17 protein-coding genes are annotated in these 22,131 nt (G+C 59.4%); 3 read left to right on the forward strand and 14 right to left on the reverse strand.

The annotated features are described in order from the left end of the window. Positions 1-21: 21 nt before the first annotated feature. From AV059_RS01000 to AV059_RS01050, 11 genes are all read right to left on the reverse strand, one after another. Entirely contained in the window at positions 22-1,743 is a 1,722-nt protein-coding gene (locus AV059_RS01000) for a hypothetical protein (protein ID WP_058991488.1), read from the reverse strand. Next, positions 1,736-2,416, reverse strand: a complete 681-nt coding sequence (locus tag AV059_RS01005) for a hypothetical protein (RefSeq protein WP_058991489.1) — start codon at positions 2,414-2,416, stop codon at positions 1,736-1,738. The genes AV059_RS01000 and AV059_RS01005 overlap by 8 nt, the downstream gene beginning before the upstream one ends. 85 nt (positions 2,417-2,501) lie before the next feature. After that, positions 2,502-3,314, reverse strand: coding sequence for a DUF6036 family nucleotidyltransferase (locus AV059_RS01010; protein ID WP_058991490.1), 813 nt, complete (start codon positions 3,312-3,314; stop codon positions 2,502-2,504). Further along, positions 3,311-4,231, reverse strand: a complete 921-nt coding sequence (locus AV059_RS01015) for a MarR family transcriptional regulator (RefSeq protein WP_058991491.1) — start codon at positions 4,229-4,231, stop codon at positions 3,311-3,313. The genes AV059_RS01010 and AV059_RS01015 overlap by 4 nt, the downstream gene beginning before the upstream one ends. 59 nt (positions 4,232-4,290) lie before the next feature. Further along, positions 4,291-8,133 (reverse strand): hypothetical protein, encoded by a 3,843-nt coding sequence (locus tag AV059_RS01020; protein ID WP_058991492.1) that lies wholly within the window; start codon positions 8,131-8,133, stop codon positions 4,291-4,293. Further along, a complete protein-coding gene (locus AV059_RS01025) occupies positions 8,130-8,711 on the reverse strand; it encodes a BREX protein BrxB domain-containing protein (protein ID WP_058991493.1) in 582 nt (193 codons plus the stop codon). The genes AV059_RS01020 and AV059_RS01025 overlap by 4 nt, the downstream gene beginning before the upstream one ends. Continuing rightward, positions 8,708-12,391: a hypothetical protein gene (locus AV059_RS01030; RefSeq protein WP_058991494.1), complete on the reverse strand. Its 3,684-nt coding sequence runs from the start codon at positions 12,389-12,391 to the stop codon at positions 8,708-8,710. The genes AV059_RS01025 and AV059_RS01030 overlap by 4 nt, the downstream gene beginning before the upstream one ends. Then, complete coding sequence (locus tag AV059_RS01035; RefSeq protein ID WP_058991495.1) at positions 12,388-13,230, reverse strand: hypothetical protein; 843 nt, start codon at positions 13,228-13,230, stop codon at positions 12,388-12,390. Before AV059_RS01035 ends, AV059_RS01030 begins: the two co-directional genes overlap by 4 nt. Positions 13,231-13,315: 85 nt before the next feature. Then, a complete protein-coding gene (locus AV059_RS01040) occupies positions 13,316-13,552 on the reverse strand; it encodes a twin-arginine translocation signal domain-containing protein (RefSeq protein WP_058991496.1) in 237 nt (78 codons plus the stop codon). Positions 13,553-13,728: 176 nt separating this feature from the next. Further along, positions 13,729-14,238 (reverse strand): universal stress protein, encoded by a 510-nt coding sequence (locus tag AV059_RS01045; protein WP_058991497.1) that lies wholly within the window; start codon positions 14,236-14,238, stop codon positions 13,729-13,731. 129 nt (positions 14,239-14,367) lie between these two features. Next, positions 14,368-15,480: an FAD binding domain-containing protein gene (locus AV059_RS01050; RefSeq protein WP_369815284.1), complete on the reverse strand. Its 1,113-nt coding sequence runs from the start codon at positions 15,478-15,480 to the stop codon at positions 14,368-14,370. Between the two features lie 230 nt (positions 15,481-15,710). Here AV059_RS01050 and AV059_RS01055 point away from each other — a divergent pair, with 230 nt between their 5' ends. The 3 genes from AV059_RS01055 to AV059_RS01065 all read left to right on the forward strand — a co-directional run bounded on the left by AV059_RS01055 (position 15,711) and on the right by AV059_RS01065 (position 19,621). Beyond that, positions 15,711-16,817 carry a tubulin/FtsZ family protein gene (locus tag AV059_RS01055; protein WP_058991498.1) on the forward strand — a complete coding sequence of 369 codons (1,107 nt, stop codon included), beginning with the start codon at positions 15,711-15,713 and terminating at the stop codon, positions 16,815-16,817. A 286-nt stretch (positions 16,818-17,103) separates the two neighbouring features. After that, the gene (locus AV059_RS01060; protein WP_058991499.1) at positions 17,104-18,015 is read left to right on the forward strand and encodes an acetamidase/formamidase family protein; all 912 of its coding nucleotides are present in this window, start codon (positions 17,104-17,106) and stop codon (positions 18,013-18,015) included. Positions 18,016-18,256: 241 nt separating this feature from the next. Beyond that, entirely contained in the window at positions 18,257-19,621 is a 1,365-nt protein-coding gene (locus AV059_RS01065) for a bifunctional UDP-sugar hydrolase/5'-nucleotidase (RefSeq protein ID WP_058991500.1), read from the forward strand. A gap of 17 nt (positions 19,622-19,638) precedes the next feature. On the opposite strand, the gene AV059_RS01070 is transcribed toward AV059_RS01065, so the two are convergent. The 3 genes from AV059_RS01070 to AV059_RS01080 are packed head-to-tail and all read right to left on the reverse strand — an operon-like array spanning position 19,639 to position 22,128. Further along, positions 19,639-20,865: a Tm-1-like ATP-binding domain-containing protein gene (locus AV059_RS01070; RefSeq protein ID WP_058991501.1), complete on the reverse strand. Its 1,227-nt coding sequence runs from the start codon at positions 20,863-20,865 to the stop codon at positions 19,639-19,641. Positions 20,866-20,867: 2 nt separating this feature from the next. Beyond that, positions 20,868-21,293 (reverse strand): cupin domain-containing protein, encoded by a 426-nt coding sequence (locus AV059_RS01075; RefSeq protein ID WP_058991320.1) that lies wholly within the window; start codon positions 21,291-21,293, stop codon positions 20,868-20,870. A gap of 1 nt (position 21,294) precedes the next feature. Then, positions 21,295-22,128: a phosphoenolpyruvate hydrolase family protein gene (locus AV059_RS01080; protein ID WP_058991321.1), complete on the reverse strand. Its 834-nt coding sequence runs from the start codon at positions 22,126-22,128 to the stop codon at positions 21,295-21,297. Between the last annotated feature and the right edge of the window lie 3 nt (positions 22,129-22,131).

A 22,131-nucleotide genomic window follows, 5' to 3' on the forward strand; every position in this document is an offset into this window, starting at 1 on the left:
CCATGTTGAGGTGTGAGACTCTTAGGCCAGATCCTCGGCACGTTCATTCAGATCAACGAGCCTACGCACTAGCTCTCGAACCGGAAACAGCTCTCCGTGGTTAGCATCTATCGCCCAGAACTCGACCTCGTTCTGGAACATATTTCCGAACTTCTCGTTGGTCTTCCTGTTGATCGTCTTTAGATTTCGGAGACAGGTCAGATTCGGAATGATGATATTGATCCTTTTGACGTTCACTCCCTCGTACTTCTCTATTGTCCGATTTATCGTCCGATGGTCAGAACCAAAGAGTGTCTCGATTTCATAGACTTCCTTTGTCTTTGAATTGTACACGTCTGGTCGGATCTCAGAGTGAGCCCAAGGCTCAGTTTCTGTCTGGACTCGCTCACGCATATCGTCCCAAGGGTGATCTCCCGCTGGATCCAGATTCTCCTGTCTGAGGAGGAAATCGACGACGAAGCACTTCAACAAATAATGGAGGTGTGATTCTTCCCCCTGATTGTGACTGGTGATCTCCTCAATTACACCCTGATCTGGCTCAATTGCCTGCTTGAATTTCTCTTCACCGGCGTGGAATAGCGTATCGAGATCACGCTGATCAGTTTCCAGATAGACATCGCCCCACGCTAGCCGGACGAGTTCCCGCTTAACATCGTCAGGAAGGTCGCGTACCCGGAGCGGTCGAATATTGACCGATTCGCGAACGTCTTTTGTTGAACGCAAGTGCTCATACAGAGCACCAGCAAATTGTTCATCGACAAAGAGCAGGAGATAGCCGAGTGTCTGTGTGAAGAACTCGTCGATACGGGAGTGGAGACGCTCCAGGTCGGCATCTCCTTTCTCTTCGATCAATTCTCGTGTGATACCCCCTTCTTCTTCAAGTCTACTGACGAACCCGAAGTAGTCACTATCCGAGTCGTCTAGTGATGAAATTCGATTCTGAACCCGAGTGTCCTCCACTGATTCCGCCTCTCCGGGAGTGAACAGATCCGCGAGTGGACGCCCCCCTACGATTTGCCGAAACTGTTCTCGGCAGAGTGTTTCCAGTGTTTGTCTATATCGCTCGCTCTTTCTCGTCCCTGCCACGATGCAGACCGGTGCACCCATGCCGATAGAGCCCGCCGGCATTTTGAAAAGAAGGTCATAGAGATCTGGTGGAGTTTGCAAGCCAGCATCTCCAGCGCCCTCATCAGAACCTTCTACAGACGTGTCGGCTTCCTTCCTACTATCCGTTTGTTTCTCTTCAGTCTCCGATACACTCTCGGCCGGTGTATCTACTTCAGTCGACGTTATATCGCGATCATCTTCGAGAGGCTCGACTTGCATGAGGTTTCGAGGAGGGAGGCCGACCTCGACGCTTTCGAGGGAGCTGTGAAGCGGTGTGACTGGTTGGATCCGTGCTGACTCCCAGATTCGCAGACGGGGTACGGCAGGGTCAATCTCAGGGTGAGTTTCGTCCGAAAAGCTCCCGCCGGTCTCAATCGTAATGGGGGGGATATTTAGAGTCTCACGGAGTCCCGGCTTGTGCCGAACTACCGGGAGAGGTTCTGAGGTGATGACGTGTGGCTGAATTTCGAAGGGGAAGCGTTGCGGTTTCTGCGCATTATCGATCGCTTCTGCAGTGGTCTTCTTGACCCCGACCGAATAGCTTGGCTCAGGAATTGGGTCTGTTACCCCTTCGCGCTGAATTCCATCCTTTCTCTTCTCGGTACGTTTCGTTCGTTTCGCCGATCTCTTAGTCATCGCTGGGAAGGTTCGAGTCTACCACACCCGGATAATCCATTATAACACTCTCAAACCGAAACTCGCCGTTGCTATCCCGCAAAACATCCAGCTCGGATACCAAGAACCGCTTGATATCCCGTATTCGGCCCTCCTCAATATCGGTGAGTTCCTCAATACGCTCCGTGTTGAGTCGGTAGCCGTTCTGTTGGTCGCCGTACTTCCGCATTACGTTGAAGATTGAACGGATTTCTTCACCATAATTTGGCTCGCTAACGGCCATCTTCAACTTGTGATCGATCCATTCACGCCGGGGATTCGGAATCTCTTCATCAAGGTATTCACCTAGAAGCCGCCGCCTTTCCTCATCATCGAAGAACTCCATAACGTCGTTAATCAAGGAGGACAGGTCGCTACTCGGGCCTCGGTGGTCCGTTGAAACCTCCTCTTCACTAATCTCCAGCCCAAAACCTTCCGTGAGGAACTCTTGCGTTTCCATTCGCTCAAAGAGTTCAGGGTACGCGTACCGCATCTGTCGGCGTTCTTCGGGCAACAAATGAACCATTTGACTCACATAGTTCCGCGTGGGTGAGATTGCTACCATCGCCTCAAACAGGTGTGAAAGGTGCTCTTTGAACTCCTCTTCAGAAACCGGAGTTTGCTCGGGTTCTTCTCGGGATTCGGTCTCACTCATATGCTATATTATCTTCCACTCGCATATAGAACCCCAGAACAAATAAGCACATGTAAGGCCGTCTAACGTCCCATCGATCCGACGCTCACAGGGTCGTCGACTGCTTCACGATCTCACCCTCGTCGACGATTACGACCTCTTTCTCTTCCAGACTTCGTACCGCTTCATCGATCTCCTCGTCCGGGTGGTCGAGCCGGCTCCGGAGTTCGGACAGCGCAATCGACTCGTTGAAGGCCTGCAACACTTCCAGTTCCCGGTACACGCGTTCGGTGATTTCGGAGACCCGCTCGGCCAACGGCGTCGAGATGTTGTGTTGCTCTTCGAGTTGCAGTAATGCCTCGTTCGCGTGGGTGACGAACAGCTCCTGTCCCAGCAAGTCGCTCTGCTGCTCCAACTCGTCCTCGATAACGTCGAAATCGAGGTCGGTCTGTACGAGCGAAACCATGTCCTCTATGTCGTCCGTTCGCCCGGCGACCGACTTGAACAGGAAGATGTCCTCGGCACTGACCAGCGCAACCGACAGTCTCCCGGCGTCGAGATAGGTTTCGCTCCGCCGGCGCATCCCCTCCGAGAGAACGAGCTTGTCGATCACCTGTTGGTTGAAAATGTCGATACGACACCTGTCGTCGTTCTCGAGAATCCGCTGCGCTCCGAGGTCGTCGTACTCCTCTCCGGGCTCTTTGACGATGTCGTATCCGTTGTCCAGCAAGACCGCCTGCAGTACTCGAAGCTCGTCGCCGTCGCTAACGATGAGGTCGATGTCCTTGGTCGTCTCCTTGAGATCACGGAACGACATCGCACCGCCGCCGATCAGAAAGACAGTCAGTTCAGTTTCGAGTTGCCTGCCGACCCGTCGCAGTTCAGACTCGATGTACTCGCTGTCGAACCGCCGCCTCATACTGCCACCCCGTATTCGTCGGCGAGCTCACGGAACTCCTCCCACCGCGGAAGGCGTCCCGACCGACTTTCCCCCTCAGTATCGAGGTATTCGAGGAGGTTCGACACCTGTTCGTCGACCTCGTGCTTTTGCGCGGCTTGGAGTACCTCGTCGCGGTCGATTGCCGTCTCGCTGAGCAAGAGGAGGCAGTAGGACTGCGAGCGCGTTCCGTCATCGATTACGAGCATATGACAACACAGCTCCGCCGGCGATACCTGTTCAACTGTCTCCGAGTACAGGTAGTACCGACGCTGACGAGCCATCAACGGGAGGTCGTACGCTTGGAACAATTCCGGCCCCGTCAGGTGGAACGCATCTTCCTCGATATCGGTGCGGGTCTGGACGAGAAACTCGTCCAGCGATTCCCAGAGAATTGTGAACGACTCCGTGTGGTCTTCGATGCGGTGTCTGTGCCGCAAATGCGCAAACTCACGGGCCACGGTAGATAGCCCCTCGAAGTCGTCGTTGAGCCTGTACTTTCCGTCCGACTTGTATATCATCCCGCGGTTCTCCAGCGGGGACACCGACCGATGTACCGTGCTTCGATGAACGCCGGCTTGTTCCGCGAGTTGGGTGACACTCGCCGGCGACTGCAGGCAGTACAGAATACGTAGCGTTGCGCCGCCGAGCAATTCGGGAAACGGGATGTGGGTGTACTGTTGGACGAAGCTGTCGAATAGTTCTATGGCTCGGGCGTCTGACCGATTGATCTGCTTTTGCTTTCCCTCACGGCTGGTGTGAACCAACCCCTTCGCCTCCATTCGGGTAACGAGTTCGGACACGTAACTACGACTCCGGTTTAGTTCCTCGGCGAGTCCCGAAACTGTCGACTTTCCTTGCAGGGCTTCCAGCGCCCGAAGCTCTGCCTCAGTGTACACTGTGTTGCATATTTACGAAGTGAATATAAATAAATTCGGTGTTTTGCAACACTAGAGCGTCAATCGAGCGACTCGATCAGCACGACAGCGCCATCCGGTAGGTCATCCATCGTCTCCTGAATCCGCCGTAACTGTTCGTCCACGCCCGCAAGCACTTGTTCAGCTTCTTCGATCAATTCACCCACTCGTTCCTCACTCGGTGAGCGGGTCCCCTCTACTGCACCGACGATCTCGTCGGTGATGTCGTGGTCGGGATGCTCAGACTGCAGTTCCTCGGCGAGTTCCGCAAGCCGCTCGTCGATCTTGAATGGGTTCTCCGCCGCATTGAGGAGTTGTTCTACATCGTCGACACTCGGCGGCTGCGACCGGGTGAGCATCTCGTTCACGTCGGCCGTGACTGGGTGATTCGGATGGTCCTCCGCGAGTCGTTCCGATGCTTTCCGAAGCTGCGACCAGAGCGAGGCCTCGCTACCGGAGGCTTCGAGGAGCCGCCGTGCCCGTTCGTACCGTCTGGCCTGCTGGACGACCGTCGGGTCGACGAGGGCTTCCTCCGAGAACGAGTCACCACGCCACGCCGTCTCGAAGAGATCGTAGAGGTCGTCGATGGTGACGCCGTCGAATTCGACGGCGACGCGGTCTGCGGTTTCCTTGCTGCTCCCGTCGTGAGCGTAGAGCCACGTGGCGAGACTGGAAACCATGCTCTCTGGCTCCTCGTCCGTCGGCGGTTCGCCCGTGATGCGTTCGTACTGCGCACGGACGACGGTACGCCTGTGCGTGTCAGCGTCTTCGAGTAGTGTTCGCAGCCGGTCGGCAGCTGGCACTTCGTCTCCGCCGACGACTGCTTGCATCTCCCCCGTAATGTCCGGACCGGGGTAGCGCCGCTTCATCTCTACTGTCCGCTGGCTGAACTGCTCCCAGAGGGACTGGCCGTCTTCGCTCGGCTGGAAGAGCCCGCTGGCCCGAGCGAACCGTTCGGACTGCTGTTCGACCGTCTCGGACGCGAAAGCATCCGTTTCGAGAGATTCGCCCTCGAGTGCGGGCTGGAGCGCTGTTTCGAGTTCGTCCAGCGAAACGCCGTCGCCGAACTCCCTGCTGACGCCTCGAATGACGCGTTTCACCAGCACGCTGTTCTCGTCAACCCACTCGGCTAACACAGAGAGCCACGCGTCGGGGTCGGTCCCGTCCGGCTCCTCGCCGATCAGCGTCTTGACGGTTTCCCGAATCCGCTCTGGATCGATATTGCCTATCGACTCGAAGCGGATCTGTACCTCGGTCAGGTTCGTCTTGTTTCTGACCGCCCGTCCGATCTCCTCCGGTTCGGTAATGTACTCGTCGTCCCGACGGAGTGCGATCTCGTTGGCTGTTGCAAGCGTGATCAGCAGTGCCGAGATCGACTCCTGGGGCGTTCCGCGATACGCGCCGCCACGCTGAACAGTCTGGGTAAGCACGTCCTCAGCCCGAAGGGACTGGGTGTCCGCGTACTCGTCGAGAAATTCCTGACACCAGCCGTCGGCGAGTTCGGCGCGGTCGGTATCTACCCCAAGCGTGACAGCGTCCTCGCTCGTGAGCGGCCAGTCGGCGACACCACGGAAGAACTGTGCCATCCGCTTGGCATCGTCGACTTCCGTGATGCCGTTCGTCAGGACGAACCGCGTTCCGCTGAACACGGACTGGACTTCCGTTTGCACGACCTGATCGAACGCGTCCTCGTATCGCCCTCTCGTCCCGCCCGTCCGGACGTAGACGTCTGCTTCTTCGAGCTTTTCGCGAATCGCCGCTTCGAGTGCCCGCTGTTCGTCGCGGTGATCGGACTCCAGATCCGGATAGGTGTCCGTCTCTTCCGAGAGCACTTCCTGCATACCCATCACGTCCCGCAGGCGATCGATCGTCGATTGCTGTAAACTGACGGCGACGAGGATATGCTCACCACCGTCCCGGCCCTCGTTCGTTGCCTGCCACGCAGCAACCTGATCGCTGACCTCGGCGTCACGGTTCGCGACCAGTCGCACACGAACGGCGTCGAACGCCGGCGTCGGTGCTTGCTCGATCGGATCGAGGACGGAGTAGCCGAACCGGAGCGGGACTTTGCGCTCTCCCTCGAAATCCACCTCGTGTCGACTGCCAGCAGAGAGCAGGCGATCGCTGCCCTCGCGAATGGAATTCTCCAACTTGGCCGACAGCCGGTGCGATGGAATCTGTTGTGCGCGGGTCTTCGCCCGCGTCAGGATATCCTCCTGTTCCTCGGAGACCAGCAGGTACTCCTCGTCGCCACGGTCGTTTGTCTCCGTCAGCACCTTCCGATCCTTGAGGAGAGCAGACAGTGCCGATTCGACGTCGTCTCGGACGGACTCGAACGACTCGTTAGTCGACGTGACCATCAGTCGGGCGAGGTTTGCCGGTGTCGATGGCACCGAGGACCGAACCTGATTCAGCAGGTACAGCGCCTTCGCTACCCGAACTGAGAACGCGTTCTCGTCGCCGCCGGCCGATGGGACGAGTTTGTTCTCGACCATCTCCTGTACCCAGAGCGGGACGTACGTCGTCTCCTCGACCAGCAGGTCGTACAGTTCGTCCCATGTGACGAGGGCACCGACCTGCTTGTCTCCCCACTCGAACCGCGTGAACAGCGATCGGACGAGGATGAGCAACGCCCGACCCTGCACGTACTCTTCTTCAGTCACGCGTCCACGCGGCATCAGTTGCTGAATCACCGTCCGGAGCAACCCGAGATCGTACTCCCGGAACGGGTACGATTCGATTGCGTCCGGATCGGCCCCGGCGATATCTGTGTATGCGTCGAGTGTCAGGTCGGGCAGCTCCCGGAGCGCGGTCTCGACGGCCTGTCCGCCCTCGACATCCTTTTGCAGCCACCGTTTCCGGACGATGATCTCGGTGTCCGCGCCTTCGAGCGGTTCCTGGGCACCGTACCACGGTTGCTCCGTGACTGCCGTATCGTCGAACTCACCGTGGATACGCTCGATCGGATACTGTCCAGTCCCGATGACCGGAGGGTTAGGCCCGACGCCGAGCTCGGTCAGCGCTTCCATCGTCTCCTGGAACTCTCTGTAGCGATGGCGGCCATCGCCGATGAACAGGGCCACCTCGTCGAGCCCGATCAGCAACTCCGTCTCGGTCTCCGGCGTGCTCAGCGACGCTTGCGCCGCTTCGACGCGGTCGACGAGCTCGTCGGGATCGAACTCGTCGGGATCGACCTCCGCGATGGCGTCGTCGATCGACTGCTTGACCGCTGCCCGAGACGCGAACGGTGAATCATCGAGTGTCGGAACGGCGTCGTACAGCCAGCTCCGTAGTGACGCCCGCTCGTCGTACACATCCTCGAACGTCTGTCCATCGTACTCGATTTGCTGTAGCCGCTCCCAGCAGTCACCGTGGTTCATGTCGAGTTGCCACGCCCATTCGAGCAGCCAGTTCGGATCAGTCGGATACCCGAGTTCGCGGCCGATCGCCTCGTAGATGAGATACGGGAGCGGCGGCTCCTGTGCTGCGTCCCGGTTGAGGAGGTTCAGGAAGACGGGCTTCAGTCGGTCGACGTGCGAGTCAGCGACGCTCTGTCGGAACGACTGGAAACCCGGCCACCTGTTCGCCAGTTCTTCGCCGAGATCGGTAAACTCCGATTCGGTATCGGCGGCGAAGCCGATGAGTTTCAGGAGGTGTGTCTTCCCCGACCCGAACGTCGCGGAGATGTAGAGGAAACGCGGTTGCTCGTGTGGATACTTGTCGACGAGATCTCCGAGCGTAGTGAGCACGTCGCGAGCGCTGGCGGTCTCGTAGAACTCGCGGACGTCGTTTTCGGCCTGTGCTCTGGCGTTGACCTTCTGGACTTCTTCGAGTTCGCGAGTCGGTGATTGCTGGAAGATGTCGTGAATGTGTGTGTCGCTCATTGGAGATGCACCCCCTCAACCCGGCCTTCGATCTGGTGGGCCGGGTAGTAGTTGCGCGATTCCTCGCCGAAGAAGCTCAGTTTCCCACCGACGATGTCTCCGGGGAACGGAATGCCGATCGTGGACTGGACGTTGCAACGATCGAGTTCGTCGAGGAGCTCCGACGCACGCGTGAACGGGTAGAGGCTGCCGAGATGCGTGAGGAGGACGACGTGTCGCTGCTCGCTTGGTGACTCGATCCTATCGAGCATACTCTCGACGAGTTCTTCCGCTAGCCGGTCTTGCATCGTCTCGGTGATTGTCGCTGGTTGGCTGTGCTTCCCGAGGTCAACTGCGAGTTCGAAGACTGCTGTTTCGACGAACAGCTCGTCCAGCCGGAGGACTTGGACGGTTCCGTCATCGGGGAACTCTTCGGTTCGATGCGGGTTCGTTGCCCACTCGGTGAGCTGTTCGGCGACGCGTCGCTCGTACTTCGGCTGGACGGGAACGATGACGAACGGGTTTCGGATGCCGCGTCGCCCGTCGGCGAACTGTGCGACCCGATCTGTGAAGTCTTGGAAGGGACGGTTGGTCGTCATCGGATGATCACCCCCGTTTCAGTCCGCTCGATACTGAGGTCGTGGTGTTCGACGAGCCGTTCCAGTTCGGAGTCCAGCGGTCCGCGATCCGACGGGAGAACCCCGATCGCCGTGATGTCTGTGGGAGACTGCTCCCCAACGAGTGTCTGTAGCTCTTCGAACGTATCCCGTAATTCGTCGATGTCGCTGCCTGCAACCACAGCGAGGGGTTCGCTGTCGAGGAGTGTGTTCGTCGCTCGAATGGAGTCGTCAGCCTCGGCGTTGGTCGTTCCGCTGATCACCATCGACACCGCGTCCGAGACGTCCTCGTGCCACGATGCAGCTCGGCGGAGCGGTGTGATGTACTCGCTCTCGAAGGCCGGCCGAACGTTCGAACCGAACTCGCTCGCGGGCTGAATCCACCGATGCTCCTGCAACTCGTCGACGAACGCATCGATCTCAGTTTCCGCTCGGAGCGAGTGCCATGCGGTCTCGATCGCGTCGTCAAGCGCCGGTACAGTGGTTTGGGCGTCGTTGAACCGATCCCAGCCATCGTGTGTCCACCACTCGCCATCGTAGTCGTCGATGCTCTCGCGAAGTGTCTGGCTGGCCGTGTCGCACTCCTCGGTCAGCCAGTCGTACGACTGCTGGGCGAGAGTCAACTGTGCGTCGATTCGTGTGAGCGCGGGCAGGCGCAAACTCCACACCTCCTCGGCGTCGTCGTACCACTCCTGGGCGTTATTGGTTGCTTCGACGATGTCCTCCCAGTCAGTGTTGCGTGACTTGACGGCCTCTCTTCGGTCGATCGCACTCTGCTGCTCGGCTTTGAGCTCCTCGACGAACGACTCAAGGAGGTTGCGGACGGGTCTCGTTTGAATGTCACTCTCGGCGACCAGTTTGACGTCCTCCACGAGACTACCGAGTCGACCTTCGAGCGTGTCGTTCGCGGACTGTAGCCTGACGATTCCGTCCGGGATGGTTTCCGTCGAGTCGATGAATCCGCCCTCGCGGAGAGTTCCTCGGACACCGCCATTCCCCGCGATCTTGAGACGTGTCGTCGTCAGTTTGTTCAGATCGATGACTGCGTCGAGTTCGAGGGAGTCACCCGTTTCGTCGACGGGCAGGAAGTCCCCCTTCCGGCAGAGGCCCCAGATAATTGCACACAGCGCCGGGCGGGCGTCCTCGTAGATCGGCTTCTTCTTCACAATGCCGTCGAGGACCGTCGCCATCGCGAGGTTCCCGCCGCGTTGCTTCAACTGTCGGCCGGTGAAGGCGCGTACGTTGTTCTGGATCGACCCACCGTGCGTTTCGGGGTCTTCGGTCGCAACATCGATCTGCTGGGCCCACACAGGGAGCGGGTCCTGGGCGGAGAGGCCCTGGAGCTCCTGTAAGTGTTCGTCGCTGACCTGCAGCATTACGGGATGGAAGTCGTCGGGATAGTTGACATCGAGATACTCCTCGACTCCCGTGCCCATGCCCCCGATCTGATCGCCTCGATCCTTGATGTCGAATGCCCCGCTATTGAGGGCCCCCGCGAGCTTGCTCTGAACGCGAGCCCCGCGGTCGGAGAGGTCACGCTCGACGGACTGTGGGAGCGTATGGTCTCCGACGGCATCTCTGAGCGACCACCACTCGATGAGGCTATCTCGGAGATCGTCGAGTCCGTCCTGCCCAATCGTCCATTCGAGCGGGTCGCCGTCGTAGTCGACGTCTGCTGCAACGGGAGAAATTCCTTCGACGGCGACCTCGACATCGAGTGCGTCCTCAGCGTCGACCGTTGTATCGAGTTCGATCCCGTCGATACTGAATCCGTAGCGAACGGGATACTGCTCGCCGGTATCCCCGTACTCGGCCGACGTCGGCAGTGAGAGGTCGCGCACGATGTCCTCCCAGAGATACCTGTCCACGGCTTCGATGATGGACTGCCAGTCCGGATTGTCGAGATTTTCCTCGGCGGCCTCGATGATCTCGCGCTCTTCAGGATGCGTGAACGCGTACTTCGGCCCGGTTTCGTCGTGCGTGGGGCGGATGAATTTCCGAAGCCGTTGGAGGGAATCCTCGACGCGGTTCTCCATCTGGAACTGAGTCGGGCCATCGAGGTCGCTCAACACGGCGACTGCGAGGTTCCGCTCGGACATCGGAATGGTGTCCGGGATGTGCTGGAGGAGCAGCACGGCCTTCGCGACATCCACGTCGGTCTCTTCCAGCTGGCCTGCCTCGTATTGTTCCTCGATCTCCTCGATGACGCCCACGTCCTGTGGCGTAATGTCATCGAGCTCCGGTTCGATGAGGTCGTAGAAGTCGACCAGCGAAATGACGTTGGTCTCGTTGCCGGCCTCCAGCCACTCTTGCAGGAGTCCGTGAACGAGGGCCAGAATCGCTCGTGCGGTTCCCGAGAAGATCGACTTCGCCGGGTCGTGTGCTTCCTGCCGGAGGTTCGAGAGGATCTCGAGGAACAGCGGTGGCTGATACGGGAGGAACGGATAGAACTCGATGAGACGCTCGCGATCGATGTTGTCGAGCGGGGGTTCGGTGTTTTGTTCGATGCCGGAGTACACGAGCAGTGTCTCGGGTTCGTTGCTGGTTCGGTCGAGGACGCGCTCCGTGCCCTCCCTCCCGGCTTCCGACTTCTTGAGTAGCCGTTGCGTCGATATTTCGCCGACGTGTCGGCTCGGCAGGCCAAACCGATGCGGGAACCGGTCCTTGACGATGCTGAAGTCGGCCCCGCGAGCCGCGAACTGCGGCTGGACGTCCTCGATTTTGGCCTGTGCCGTCGCCACCAGTTGGATGTCGCCGTCGCCGGTCTCGTCGACGCTCTCCGCGAGCGTCTGCAACTCGGTGAGGCGGTCGAAATCCGTCCCGATGAAGAGACTGACCTCGTCGAGCAACAGCACGAGTTTGACTGGGCGGCCGAGTTCTGCTTCGCGGTCGCTCCGCAACTGTTCGAGGCGCTCGACCATCGCCTGCGGGTCGAGATCAGACGGCATCAGGTCGTCTAGACCATCCACCGTGCCGGTCTCCTGCTCGAAGAGGGTGGGTAGAACGGCGTCCGCGAGAGCGTTGTACTGCTGAACGTCCTCCCAGTCGTACTTCTCGGGGCTGTCAACCGTACTCCGGAGTGCCGTTTGGGTGTTGGGGGTCCGGTTGTCCCACGCGTCGGTCGTCCGGTACCAGTCCTCGAAGAAGGCGACGTCGAGCTGCGACGAGAGCCCTCCCTCGGTACCGGTGAGCCGTTCCGACATATGAGCACTGCGGAGGACAATCTCGCTGAAGCTCAGTTTCTTCTGGCCCTGATGCTTCAGGAGGTTCACCGAGATCGGGATGACCTCGTACTCATCGTGGATCGACGACCACGTGAATTCGAGCGTGTCAAGCTCACGACCATCGGTTAGTTGCTCCCAGACCTGATCTCGCTGTCGGAGCCATTCGCTGTCTAACAGACCACGAAGCACGCTGAGGAGGTGGCTCTTCCCGCTCCCGTAGTACCCGTAGAGCCAGTAGTTCGCACCCGACCGCATATCCTCGGAACGGCCAAGCAGGCGCGAGAAGAAGTCGGACATGAAGTCCTCGGACTCCTCCGTCACGTGGTAGGTATCGATCGAGTCCAGCCGGTGATCCCGCCCGTCGTCTTCGCGATCGATGCGCACGGACTCCTCGAAGTCGCTCCCGACATCGGCGGCGAACCAGCCCTCGTCTGTCATACTTCGCCCTCCCACGGTTCAGCCCAGCCGTACGTGTCGTCGACCGGCTGGAGCCGTAATTCACCGTGAATCCCGCTCGCTTCCCAGTTCGGATCGTCGCTCACGCGCTCGGCCAGGGAGTCCCAGTACTGGTCCGACTGGAAGAGGTAGAGCCAGCCGGTCGGCTGGGAGAGCCAGTCGTCGCCTTGGCTCTCCCACGAGTAGCCTGATGCGACGAGTAACGGCGTCGACCCGAGATTTGGGATCTGTCCCTGCAAGGTCTGTTGTGTGTCGAGAACACCGATATCGCGCAGCACCGATCGGAGCCCCTCTCCCCACCGGCGCGTCGTCGATTCCGCATAGTCAAACTCGCTCCCGTCGTCGTAATGGAACTCACTTAGGAGACGCTCTAACGTCTCCTGCTCGAAGCCCAGTCCGTCGACACCGGACTCCTGCAGGCGGTCGACGTATCGATGCACCGTGTACTTCACGAGGGGATCGTCTTCCAGCAAATAGAAATACAACACCTGCGCTTTGTCACGTACCGTTTCACACTGGTCGAGTACAGAGGGGAGCTGGACAATAGACGGAAGCTCGCTACCAGCGGTCTTGAACCGCGAACTGAGAGCGCGGTAGATTCCTTTCGAACTCCCACGCGTGCTGCGCTCGTCAAATCGCTCTTCGATCCACTTCTCTTCGACAACCGTCCAGTCCCGATGATGGGCGTACAGTCGAGCAAGCGTCTCCGCTCTATCAACGAGAAGCCCGCATTTAGTGAGAACCATCGTCACTTCGTCGTCAGAAAATGTCGAGTCGAGCGACGGTAGAGAAGCACCCCTCCCGTCGGTGCGGAGAGTCATATATCATCTCGAACCAGCCACACCACTTAGTTGATAGGGAAAAGCGAACCGGGGACGGCTGGCAACCCGAGCGTTCAAGCGTCGGTTAGCAGGTCACGTCTTCGGCTGGGTCAGGAACGGTCTTGGATATCTGTAGCGCCCACACCCCGGACTCCTTCTGTTCGACGGCCACCCGTGGCGGTGCCGAGGTACGATCTTCGAGAGCTCCGCTAACATCGCCCGGACGGGTGTCAGTTACGAGATGGAGCGACTCACCGGGAGCGAGCGCGCCGACCGTCCCAGCGCCCGCTGCGGTCAGGAAGTCGCGCCGTGACAGCTGCACCGGACATCACTCCGTTGGACAGCGTGTATCTGCATACGTGGGACCCACGGCCTTTGCTAAATGAACGATACTACAGGTTCCCAATTTGTGAGACGGGGCACGAAAATATTCGGCGAAAAATGGTCTAAGGACGGGCTTCTGTTTTCAATACTTGACTTGTCGAAGACTATCTGTACCTACTCCGGGAGATAAAAATCGGATTTCGATTGTCTGTGCGGGGACTTGTTCCTGAGCTGGGCGATCTTGGACGGGTTCCGATGGCGAACGATGACGACGTCGTAGGCGTCGTCCGAGGCAATCGACCCGCCGACACTGCTGATGCTCGTGACGAGGTGGCCGGCGTTTTCGCTCCCGATGAATACCATTGAGGCGTCTTCTCTCTTGGCCATCTTACGGATAGCTTTCGCTACAGCCCCAGCCGGCGCGTATCGATCTACGACTGTATGGCGGAAATCCGAACTCGGACACAGGTCCATCACCTGTTCATGCAGTGAGGTGACGACTGTCTCCAGATCGAATTCTTCGTTCGGCCCGATCCAGTCGCGTTCTCGGGCGTACTTGGCATTCTCGTTCCGAATAACACTGATTGCCAACACGTCCTCTTCGAAGACAGTGCCGAATTCCGTCGCCCGAACGAGTGCTGCCTCGGCCAGTTCGGAGCCGTCGAACGGCACAACGAGTGTCATATGCTGACTACCGGAGCAGTAGACAAGTAACATACCGTCCGTTCTTACAACGCGGGAAGACAGCGCCCGAATCTAAGAGCCAGTACCGAACCTATACCCGAGAAAACCCGCACGTAGAACGGTAGTCAATCAACTCCCAAGTGACAACCGTTCGTCGCCCATTCGCTTGCCCTGCGCAACGAGACGCGCTCCGTAGTTGGTCCGGGCATCATCCCAGGACGCCAGTGCGTCTCCGAGCGAACTGTGGCGGTCGAGAGCGGCTTTTAGCTCGACGGCGTCGCTGGCCGCCTTCGCAGTGCCAGCGGCCGTGTGCGGGCGGGCGACGAACGCCGCATCACCGAGCAGACAGACTCTATCGACTGTCATCTGGGGGATTTGCAGGTCGTAAATCGCCTGCACGAAGGGAGCCGCTGTTGTTGCAACGAGGTCGGCGAACACGGGCGGCAGTATCTCGGTCGCCCGCTCGCGCTGGCGCGTTTCGACCGAGTTTTGGAGGTGCCCCGGCGACACGCTGAACTGCTGGCTCGCTCCTGTTGTGTCAGTGAAAATAGTCTCACGCTCTCGCCCGGAGAGCGTATCGTACCAGACCCAGTTGAGACGGCGGTCACCTGGGGCGGTGCTGCCATCCTCGCCCGGGATGAAGTACGCGAGGATGAGCGTTCGCTTCCCCTGATAAAAGGTGAAACGGCCATCGAACGCGTCGATGATCGCGTCCGAAACGTCAGCCTCCGGGACGACACCACGCCAGGCGACGTAGTCAGCAAACTCCGCGTCGGTGTCGGGAAACAGTTGTGCCCGGGCTGTAGACCGCCCGCCGTCGGCGGCGACGACCAAGTCGGCGGTGGTCCGATCCCCGTCGGCGAATCTAACCGTGCCGTCTGTGGCCCTGACGCCCGTGACAGTCCGACCGGTGTGGTACCGGTCATCCGGGAACGCCGCTCGCAACTGCCGATAGACAGCGTCCCAGGAGGTGAACACCATTGAATCTGGTGTCGATGTCCGTACATCGCCGTCAGCGGTCAGAAAGCGCCGCTCACTGGCTCGGGTAGTTATGTTCGCTGGGTCGACGATTTCGTGGCGCGAGAGGAACTGGCGGATTGACTGCTGGGCGACGATGCCGCCGCCGCGACTTCGGAGGTCGCCAGCCGATTGTTCGGCGATTGTTACGTCGTGGCCTGCACTGCCGAGAGCGATGCCGGTAAACAGGCCGCCCATCGACCCGCCGGAGATGGTGACGGACAGGGAATCGGATGGTTCGTTGGCGAGGTCCTGAGACACGGCCCCTCTCAGCGCTTGCCGTACGAAAGGCCTCTGGTCACCGGCCGATGACAGTATCGATCCCGAACACAGTCCTGTGAGGCGCTACTGAAACTCCTGCGCCGCTTCCGCTGTAAATTATCATACTACGAAGTACCAGTGGTTGCTTCACACCGAGTCGGACTATTAATGTCAGTCTACACTAAATGCGACGTATGCGAGTCGCGGCAGTCGGAATCGGTGGTGCTGGAGGCCGGATCGTCGAGCGGCTATGGCAGGACAACGAACGCCGCGAAACGACGTATCTCGGCGCGGCCTGTGCCCTCGACACGGACACCGAAGCACTCACTGAACTCGACGCACTTCCGGACGACCGTCGGCACACCTTCGGACTCTCCGAAACAAACGGGAGCGGAACGAACGGGGACCGGACGAACGGTGCCGCCGCCATCGAAGACGAACGGCTCGAAGTGCGCCGGGCAATAGATGAATTGGTGACGAGCGATATCGACGCAATCGTCCTCGTGGCCGGGCTTGCTGGCGGGACGGGTAGCGGCGCCACCGCCCACATTGCTGATGCGCTCAGAGAGGTTTACACGATCCCAGTCTACTGTCTGGCGGTGTTGCCCGCCGGCCGAGACGACGAAGCAGCCGCGAACACCATCAAAGCACTCCGGGCGCTGGAATCGACCGTCGACGGGCAGATACTGTTCGATAACGAAGCGTGGCTCGGCAGCGGGCAGACGGTCGAGGCGGCCGCCGAGACACTGAACGAGACGGTCGTGACGCGGCTGGCGGCGCTGTTCGCAGCAGGCGAGGCGACGGCATCCGAGGCAGTCGGCCAGAGTGTCGTCGACGCCAGCGAAATAATCAACACCCTCTCAGACTCAGGTTTCACGGCGCTTGGCTACGCCAGTCAGGACCTGCAATCGGCCGATGGCGGGGGTGACGGGACAGTCATAGACCAGCTCAAGAACCGTTTTCTCGGCGACAGCTCAGACGACGTCGACGAAATCGAGGCATACAACGCCGTCGAGACGACACTTCGCCGCGCTGTACGCGGCAAACTGACGACCCAGTGCGGGCTGGATTCGGTCGATAGAGCCCTGGCCGTGTTTGCCGGACCGCCTGAGTGGTTGATCCGGGACGCCGTTACCGACGGGCGGCGATGGCTCACGGAGGAGCTCCAGTCACCAGAGGTGCGAAGCGGCGATATGCCGACGCCCGGTCGAAACACGTTGTCGGTTCTGGTCGTACTCAGCGGCGTTTCAGAACTGCCGCGGCTGGTGGAACTCAAAACGCTGATCGACGAATCGGAATAAGACGGCCCGTTAGATTCTCGCGTTAGTACACATAGCTTTAGCAAATCATCGTGGGGTGGGGACATGTGAGTGGAACTGTCGAGTGGCAACCGTCCGTGCAGCTACACGTCAACTGACAACCACGGACTCTACCAGTTGCGACTTTCTTCGCTCGCATCGTCTGACCTTCGAAGGTAAGTCGATGGAGCGTCCCAGTTTAGCGATGGCCCGAAGTCCCGAAAAACCGAGATAAAGCAGATTCCACTCAAATAGATTTATAAGTGACAGTTTTCAACGAAATCGTACGATGGCACGGAATGTCATATCATACAAAGATGGCCATGTGTATGAGTTCGCTCCGAACATGGAACCGCTGTATACGGCTGCAGACGGGGAATCACTCACGTTTGAAACCATCGATAGCCTGAACAAAGCCGTTCAGTCAGACGCTGATCTGATGGATGCGATCCCTGAAGAAGTGAATGCGGCTACAGGGCCGGTCGCTGTTGAAGGAGCCACACCCGGCGATGTCCTCAAGGTTGAGATCGAAGACGTACGAGTCAACGAGGACTTGGGTCGCGTAATTACGGCACCGGGGTTTGGACTCCTGCAGGATCACGAAAACATCGAACACCCAGCGACGCGCGTGACGGAGATAACCAACGACGGTACGTCACTCTCGTTCAAGGATATGGAGATCCCAGTTGACCCTGTCATCGGGACCATTGGCGTGGCAACATCCGAAGAAGCGATGTCGACCTTGACGCCACACGACCATGGCGGAAATCTCGATACGACGGCTATGACCACCGGGACGACAGCATATTTTCCGGTGTTCCAAGACGGTGCGATGTTAGCGATGGGTGATTCGAAGGCTGCGATGGCAGACGGTGAAATGTGTGGTACTGGTGCCGAAATCGGGACCGAAATCGACGTCACCGTCTCAGTAATCGCTGACGCTGCTGTCGACCTTGAGCGCCCACTCGTCGACACTGGTGACGCGTGGAAGACGATTGCAAGTGCCGAAACGATGGAAGATGCGGTCAAGATGGCAAACGAGGACCTCATCAAATTACTCGCTGCCGAACACGATTACACGCTGACCGACGCCTACCTCTTTTCGAGCCTTGTTGGCGGCCTCGAAATCAGCCAAGTCGTCGACCCACTCGTTACTGTGCGTAACTCAATTCCGAACGAATATCTCTCAAATCCATTCTAACTATCGCGGCGAGTCAGTCCTGTTGGTACTTAGCAGGACGACAATTTCAATGGGGACACTCATCTGGATCGTGGATTTCTACTCGCCCTGCTACTGGTATTCCGCAAACTAGTGGCGCTGAACCCGGTGTAACCGCTGAACGAACTCGCGACCTTCCAGAACCGACAGCTTCTGCTATCGGTCCCCTCACAAGAAGCAAACGGTATCCACTTCTATGCCCCACTGGAATCGGTTCCGAAAGATGTCGATCCGGTTGCTCCACTACTCTGACATTGAGAACGCTTGCGACGACCCCGTGCGAATGGGTCGGCTTGCCGGAACGATCCGGTCGATCCGCGGTGAGGATACAGTGGTCGCTGGCACCGGCGACAACACTGCACCGGGTGTCCTCGCCCATTACTACGAGGGGCATCAAGCGATGCCGTTTTTCCGGGCAGTGAGTACCGACGTCGAGACGGTAGGGAACCACGATTTCGACTTTGGGACTGCCCCCATTCTAGACGTGATCTCGAAGAGTCCACAGGAGTGGATCGTCGCGAACGTTTTTGAAGGGGCGAGTGAGGACGAGCGTGGCGTTCCATTCGCTGGGTTAGACGGAACGACGGTCCTGCACCGAGACGGGCGGCGAGTCGGATTCGTCGGCGTCATCGATCCGGCGACTCCCCGGATTGCACCCACCGGCGCGTCAGAGCTGACCGTGACCAGTCCGGTCGAGAGCGTGCGGACAGCGGTCAGTGAACTCGGTGACAGTGTCGATCATTTCGTCGTTCTCGCACACTTGCGGAGCGACCTAGAGATCGCCGTTGCGGCCGTCGAGGGCGTCGACGTGGTCCTCGGCGGCCACGTCCACACGGAACGCCACGAGATTGTCGACGGAACACTGGTCGTCCGTCCCGGAGCGAACGGGCAGGTGGTCTGGGAAATCGAGCTCTTCGACGGGACTTGCTCGCCGAGTGCCACCCGTCACTCAACAGCTGAGGGACCTCTCGACGAATCCGTGGCTGACACGACACGCGAGCAGCTGGCCGATGTCGGCTTGCTGGAGACTGTTGCCACTGTCGACGACCCGATCCATCGAGGTCTCGACCGGCGAACCCGCGGCGAGAGTCGTGTTGGCAATCTCGTGGCCGACGCCTATCGCTGGGCGGCTGATACCGATGTCAGCTTCGTCCACAATGGCGGTCTTCGAGAGGGGCGACCCCTGTCCGGCGAAGTCACGGCTGGCGAGGTGGCCAGTGTACACCCCTTCGGCGGTACGGTAGAAGCCCTCCACGTCACGGGTGAACAGCTACGAGCCCTCTTGGAGGCGGCCTTCCGTCCCCACCGCGAGGACGGACGGCTCTGGCACGGCGACGTCAGCGGAATGACCGTCGAGTACGATTCCGCGGCTGGACGGCTAATCGGTGTGGCCGTCAACGGCCAGAGTCTCGAAGCCAGTCGAGAGTACAGCCTTGCCACCAACTCCTACGTCGTCTACAGCGATGACTGGCCGATTCCACACGAGACGACCGCCGATTCGTTCGGTCTCCCGTTCAAGACTGTCACAGACTACGCTCGTGAAGAGGGCATCACTGTCCAGGTGGGTGGACGACTTCAGGACTGCTGACGGTCCAGAAGCCCGGGTCACTCCCCCGGAGCGAGATCTACCTCTCGCATATACGCGTCAAGCTGTTCGGCCAGTGCCCGGGCGAACGCTTCGTCATTGATGTCGGTCTCCATCTCGACCAGTTCGACCGATTCAGCCAGATTTGTTTTGAGTGCCTCGAACAGGGCTGTGTCGGCGTCGGGATCATGGAAATCCTCTCCCTCGACGTCGAGCATCGAAACACCTCCAAGTGGAATGTATAGAGCAGTTGGCCCGTTCGCTGCCGAGAGCTTCTTCGCGATGATCTCGCCCAGCTCAGCGTTCTCCTCGGCCGTTGTCCGCATCAGCGTTACCTGTGGGTTGTGGATATGGAAGTACCGCTCCTCGAACTCCTCGGGGACGGAGTCTCGTGGCCCGAAGTTGACCATGTCCAGCGCGCCCGTCGAGACGACCTGTGGCGTGCCCGTCTCCGCGGCGGCGTCCAGCCTGTCGGGGCCAGCAGCAAGCACACCCCCTACAAGCTCGTCGGCCCACTCCGTCGTCGTCACGTCCAACACGCCGTCGATGACGCCCTGTCTCACGAGGTCCTCCATCGCCTTCCCACCGGTCCCAGTCGCATGGAAGATGATCGTCTCGTAGCCTCGTTCTTCGAGATACTCCCGAGCCGTCTGGACGCACGGTGTGGTGACGCCGAACATCGAGATTCCGATAGTGGGGCGGTCTTCAATTTCGATGTCTGGCTGGTTCGTGACCATCCCGACCATCGCGAGGGCAGCATTAGCAATCACCTTCCGGGAGAGTTGGTTGAGTCCCTCAATATCAGCCACCGAATACAACATCATCACGTCAGTGGCACCGACATACGGTTCAGTGTCGCCGGAGGCCATCGTCGAGACCATCACTTTTGGGACACCAACCGGCAGCGCCCGCATCGCCGTGGTCGCGATCGAGGTGTTGCCCGAGCCGCCGAGTCCGAGCACACCGTCGAGGTCGCCAGAATCGTGTAGCTGTTGGACAATCGCCGCTGCGCCCTTGCCCATCGCTTCGATTGCCTCACCGCGGTCGGCATCGTCCCGAAGGTGCCCCAGCGTGGTGCCGCCCGCTTCGGCGACCGCACTCGCAGCAGTGTCCGGATCGATCTCCGGGTCGCCAACCACGCCCGTGTCGATGATGTGTACGTCAACGCCTTGCGCGCGAAGGACATCTCGGGCGAAACCTATCTCTTCGCCTTTCGTATCGAGCGTCCCAACGATTGTGACGGCCATACTCACTCCTCCATGTTCTCGGGTGTCGGCAGTTCGCCCGGCGGGACGATCTCACACTCAGGAAGGTCCCGGAGTACCTCTTCAGGACCCGGTGGCGCGTAGACCGCGAGCAGTAACAGCGGTTCCCAGCTGGTGTTGACGGTTCCGTGTTCGACGCCTTCAGGAACGAACACCATCTCGCCGGCCGAGATATCGCGTGTCTGATCGGCGACCTCTTGTTCACCCTCGCCCCGGATGACGAAAAGGATCTCGTCGCTGTCGGGGTGCGAGTGGCGCTCATGGCCCTTTCCGGGTTCGAGTTTGACGACGCCAGCGCTGAAGCGCTCGCCACCCGTCACCTCAGGCGTGCTCAGCCACTTCAGGACGCCCCAATCGAAGAGCTGACTTTCGACGTCATCAGGAGTGATGAAGTATTCGTGATCAGTCATTTTAGAGGGTAATATCCTTGAATTTGCGGGCCTGTGCTTCGATTGCCTCCTCAGTCGGGAGGCGTTCGATGCTCGACGCACCGAAGAATCCGACGACACCCTCGGTGTGTTCCAGTACGTACTGGGCATCGTCGGGCCATGCGATCGGGCCGCCGTGACAGATCACCAGTACGTCCTCGTTTACCTCTTTTGCGGCGTCGTGATGGGATTGAACGCGCTCGGCTGCGGCATCGAGGTCCAGTGCCGTCTCGGCACCAATATCACCAGATGTAGTCAGTCCCATATGTGAGACGACCACGTCCGCTCCGGCCTCAGTCATCTCGCGGGCCTGCTCCTCGCTGAAGACGTATGGGCAGGTGAGCATTCCTTGCTCGGCCGCTTCTTGGATCATGTCGACTTCCTTGTCGTAGCCCATCCCCGTTTCCTCGAGATTCTGTCTGAACCCGCTGTCCTCGTCGATGAGACCCACTGTCGGGAAGTTCTGGACGCCCGAGAACCCGCGCCGTTTCAGGCTCTCGATGAACACATCCATCTGTCGGAACGGGTCGGTCCCGTTGACGCCGGCGAGAACTGGCGTGTCCTCGACGACTGGAAGCACTTCGTGGCCCATCTCGACGACGATTTCGTTGGCGTCACCGTAAGGAAGGAGGCCAGCCAGCGACCCCCGGCCGTTCATCCGATAGCGACCGGAATTGTAGATGATCAGTAGATCGACGCCACCCCGCTCGGCGAACTTCGCTGAGATACCGGTCCCTGCACCTGCGCCGATGACCGGATCGCCGCCCGATACTGTTTCCTGAAGTCGATCAAGGGACTCCTGCCGTGTAAATTCCATACG

Source organism: Haloarcula sp. CBA1127 (assembly GCF_001485575.1).
Lineage (GTDB): Archaea > Halobacteriota > Halobacteria > Halobacteriales > Haloarculaceae > Haloarcula.

Coding starts and splice junctions, on each gene's coding strand:
- AV059_RS01000 (WP_058991488.1), bottom strand. CDS start 1,743: ATGACTAAGAGATCGGCGAAACGAACGAAACGTACCGAGAAGAGAAAG.
- AV059_RS01005 (WP_058991489.1), bottom strand. CDS start 2,416: ATGAGTGAGACCGAATCCCGAGAAGAACCCGAGCAAACTCCGGTTTCT.
- AV059_RS01010 (WP_058991490.1), bottom strand. CDS start 3,314: ATGAGGCGGCGGTTCGACAGCGAGTACATCGAGTCTGAACTGCGACGG.
- AV059_RS01020 (WP_058991492.1), bottom strand. CDS start 8,133: ATGAGCGACACACACATTCACGACATCTTCCAGCAATCACCGACTCGC.
- AV059_RS01025 (WP_058991493.1), bottom strand. CDS start 8,711: ATGACGACCAACCGTCCCTTCCAAGACTTCACAGATCGGGTCGCACAG.
- AV059_RS01030 (WP_058991494.1), bottom strand. CDS start 12,391: ATGACAGACGAGGGCTGGTTCGCCGCCGATGTCGGGAGCGACTTCGAG.
- AV059_RS01035 (WP_058991495.1), bottom strand. CDS start 13,230: ATGACTCTCCGCACCGACGGGAGGGGTGCTTCTCTACCGTCGCTCGAC.
- AV059_RS01045 (WP_058991497.1), bottom strand. CDS start 14,238: ATGACACTCGTTGTGCCGTTCGACGGCTCCGAACTGGCCGAGGCAGCA.
- AV059_RS01055 (WP_058991498.1), top strand. CDS start 15,711: ATGCGAGTCGCGGCAGTCGGAATCGGTGGTGCTGGAGGCCGGATCGTC.
- AV059_RS01060 (WP_058991499.1), top strand. CDS start 17,104: ATGGCACGGAATGTCATATCATACAAAGATGGCCATGTGTATGAGTTC.
- AV059_RS01065 (WP_058991500.1), top strand. CDS start 18,257: ATGTCGATCCGGTTGCTCCACTACTCTGACATTGAGAACGCTTGCGAC.
- AV059_RS01070 (WP_058991501.1), bottom strand. CDS start 20,865: ATGGCCGTCACAATCGTTGGGACGCTCGATACGAAAGGCGAAGAGATA.
- AV059_RS01075 (WP_058991320.1), bottom strand. CDS start 21,293: ATGACTGATCACGAATACTTCATCACTCCTGATGACGTCGAAAGTCAG.
- AV059_RS01080 (WP_058991321.1), bottom strand. CDS start 22,128: ATGGAATTTACACGGCAGGAGTCCCTTGATCGACTTCAGGAAACAGTA.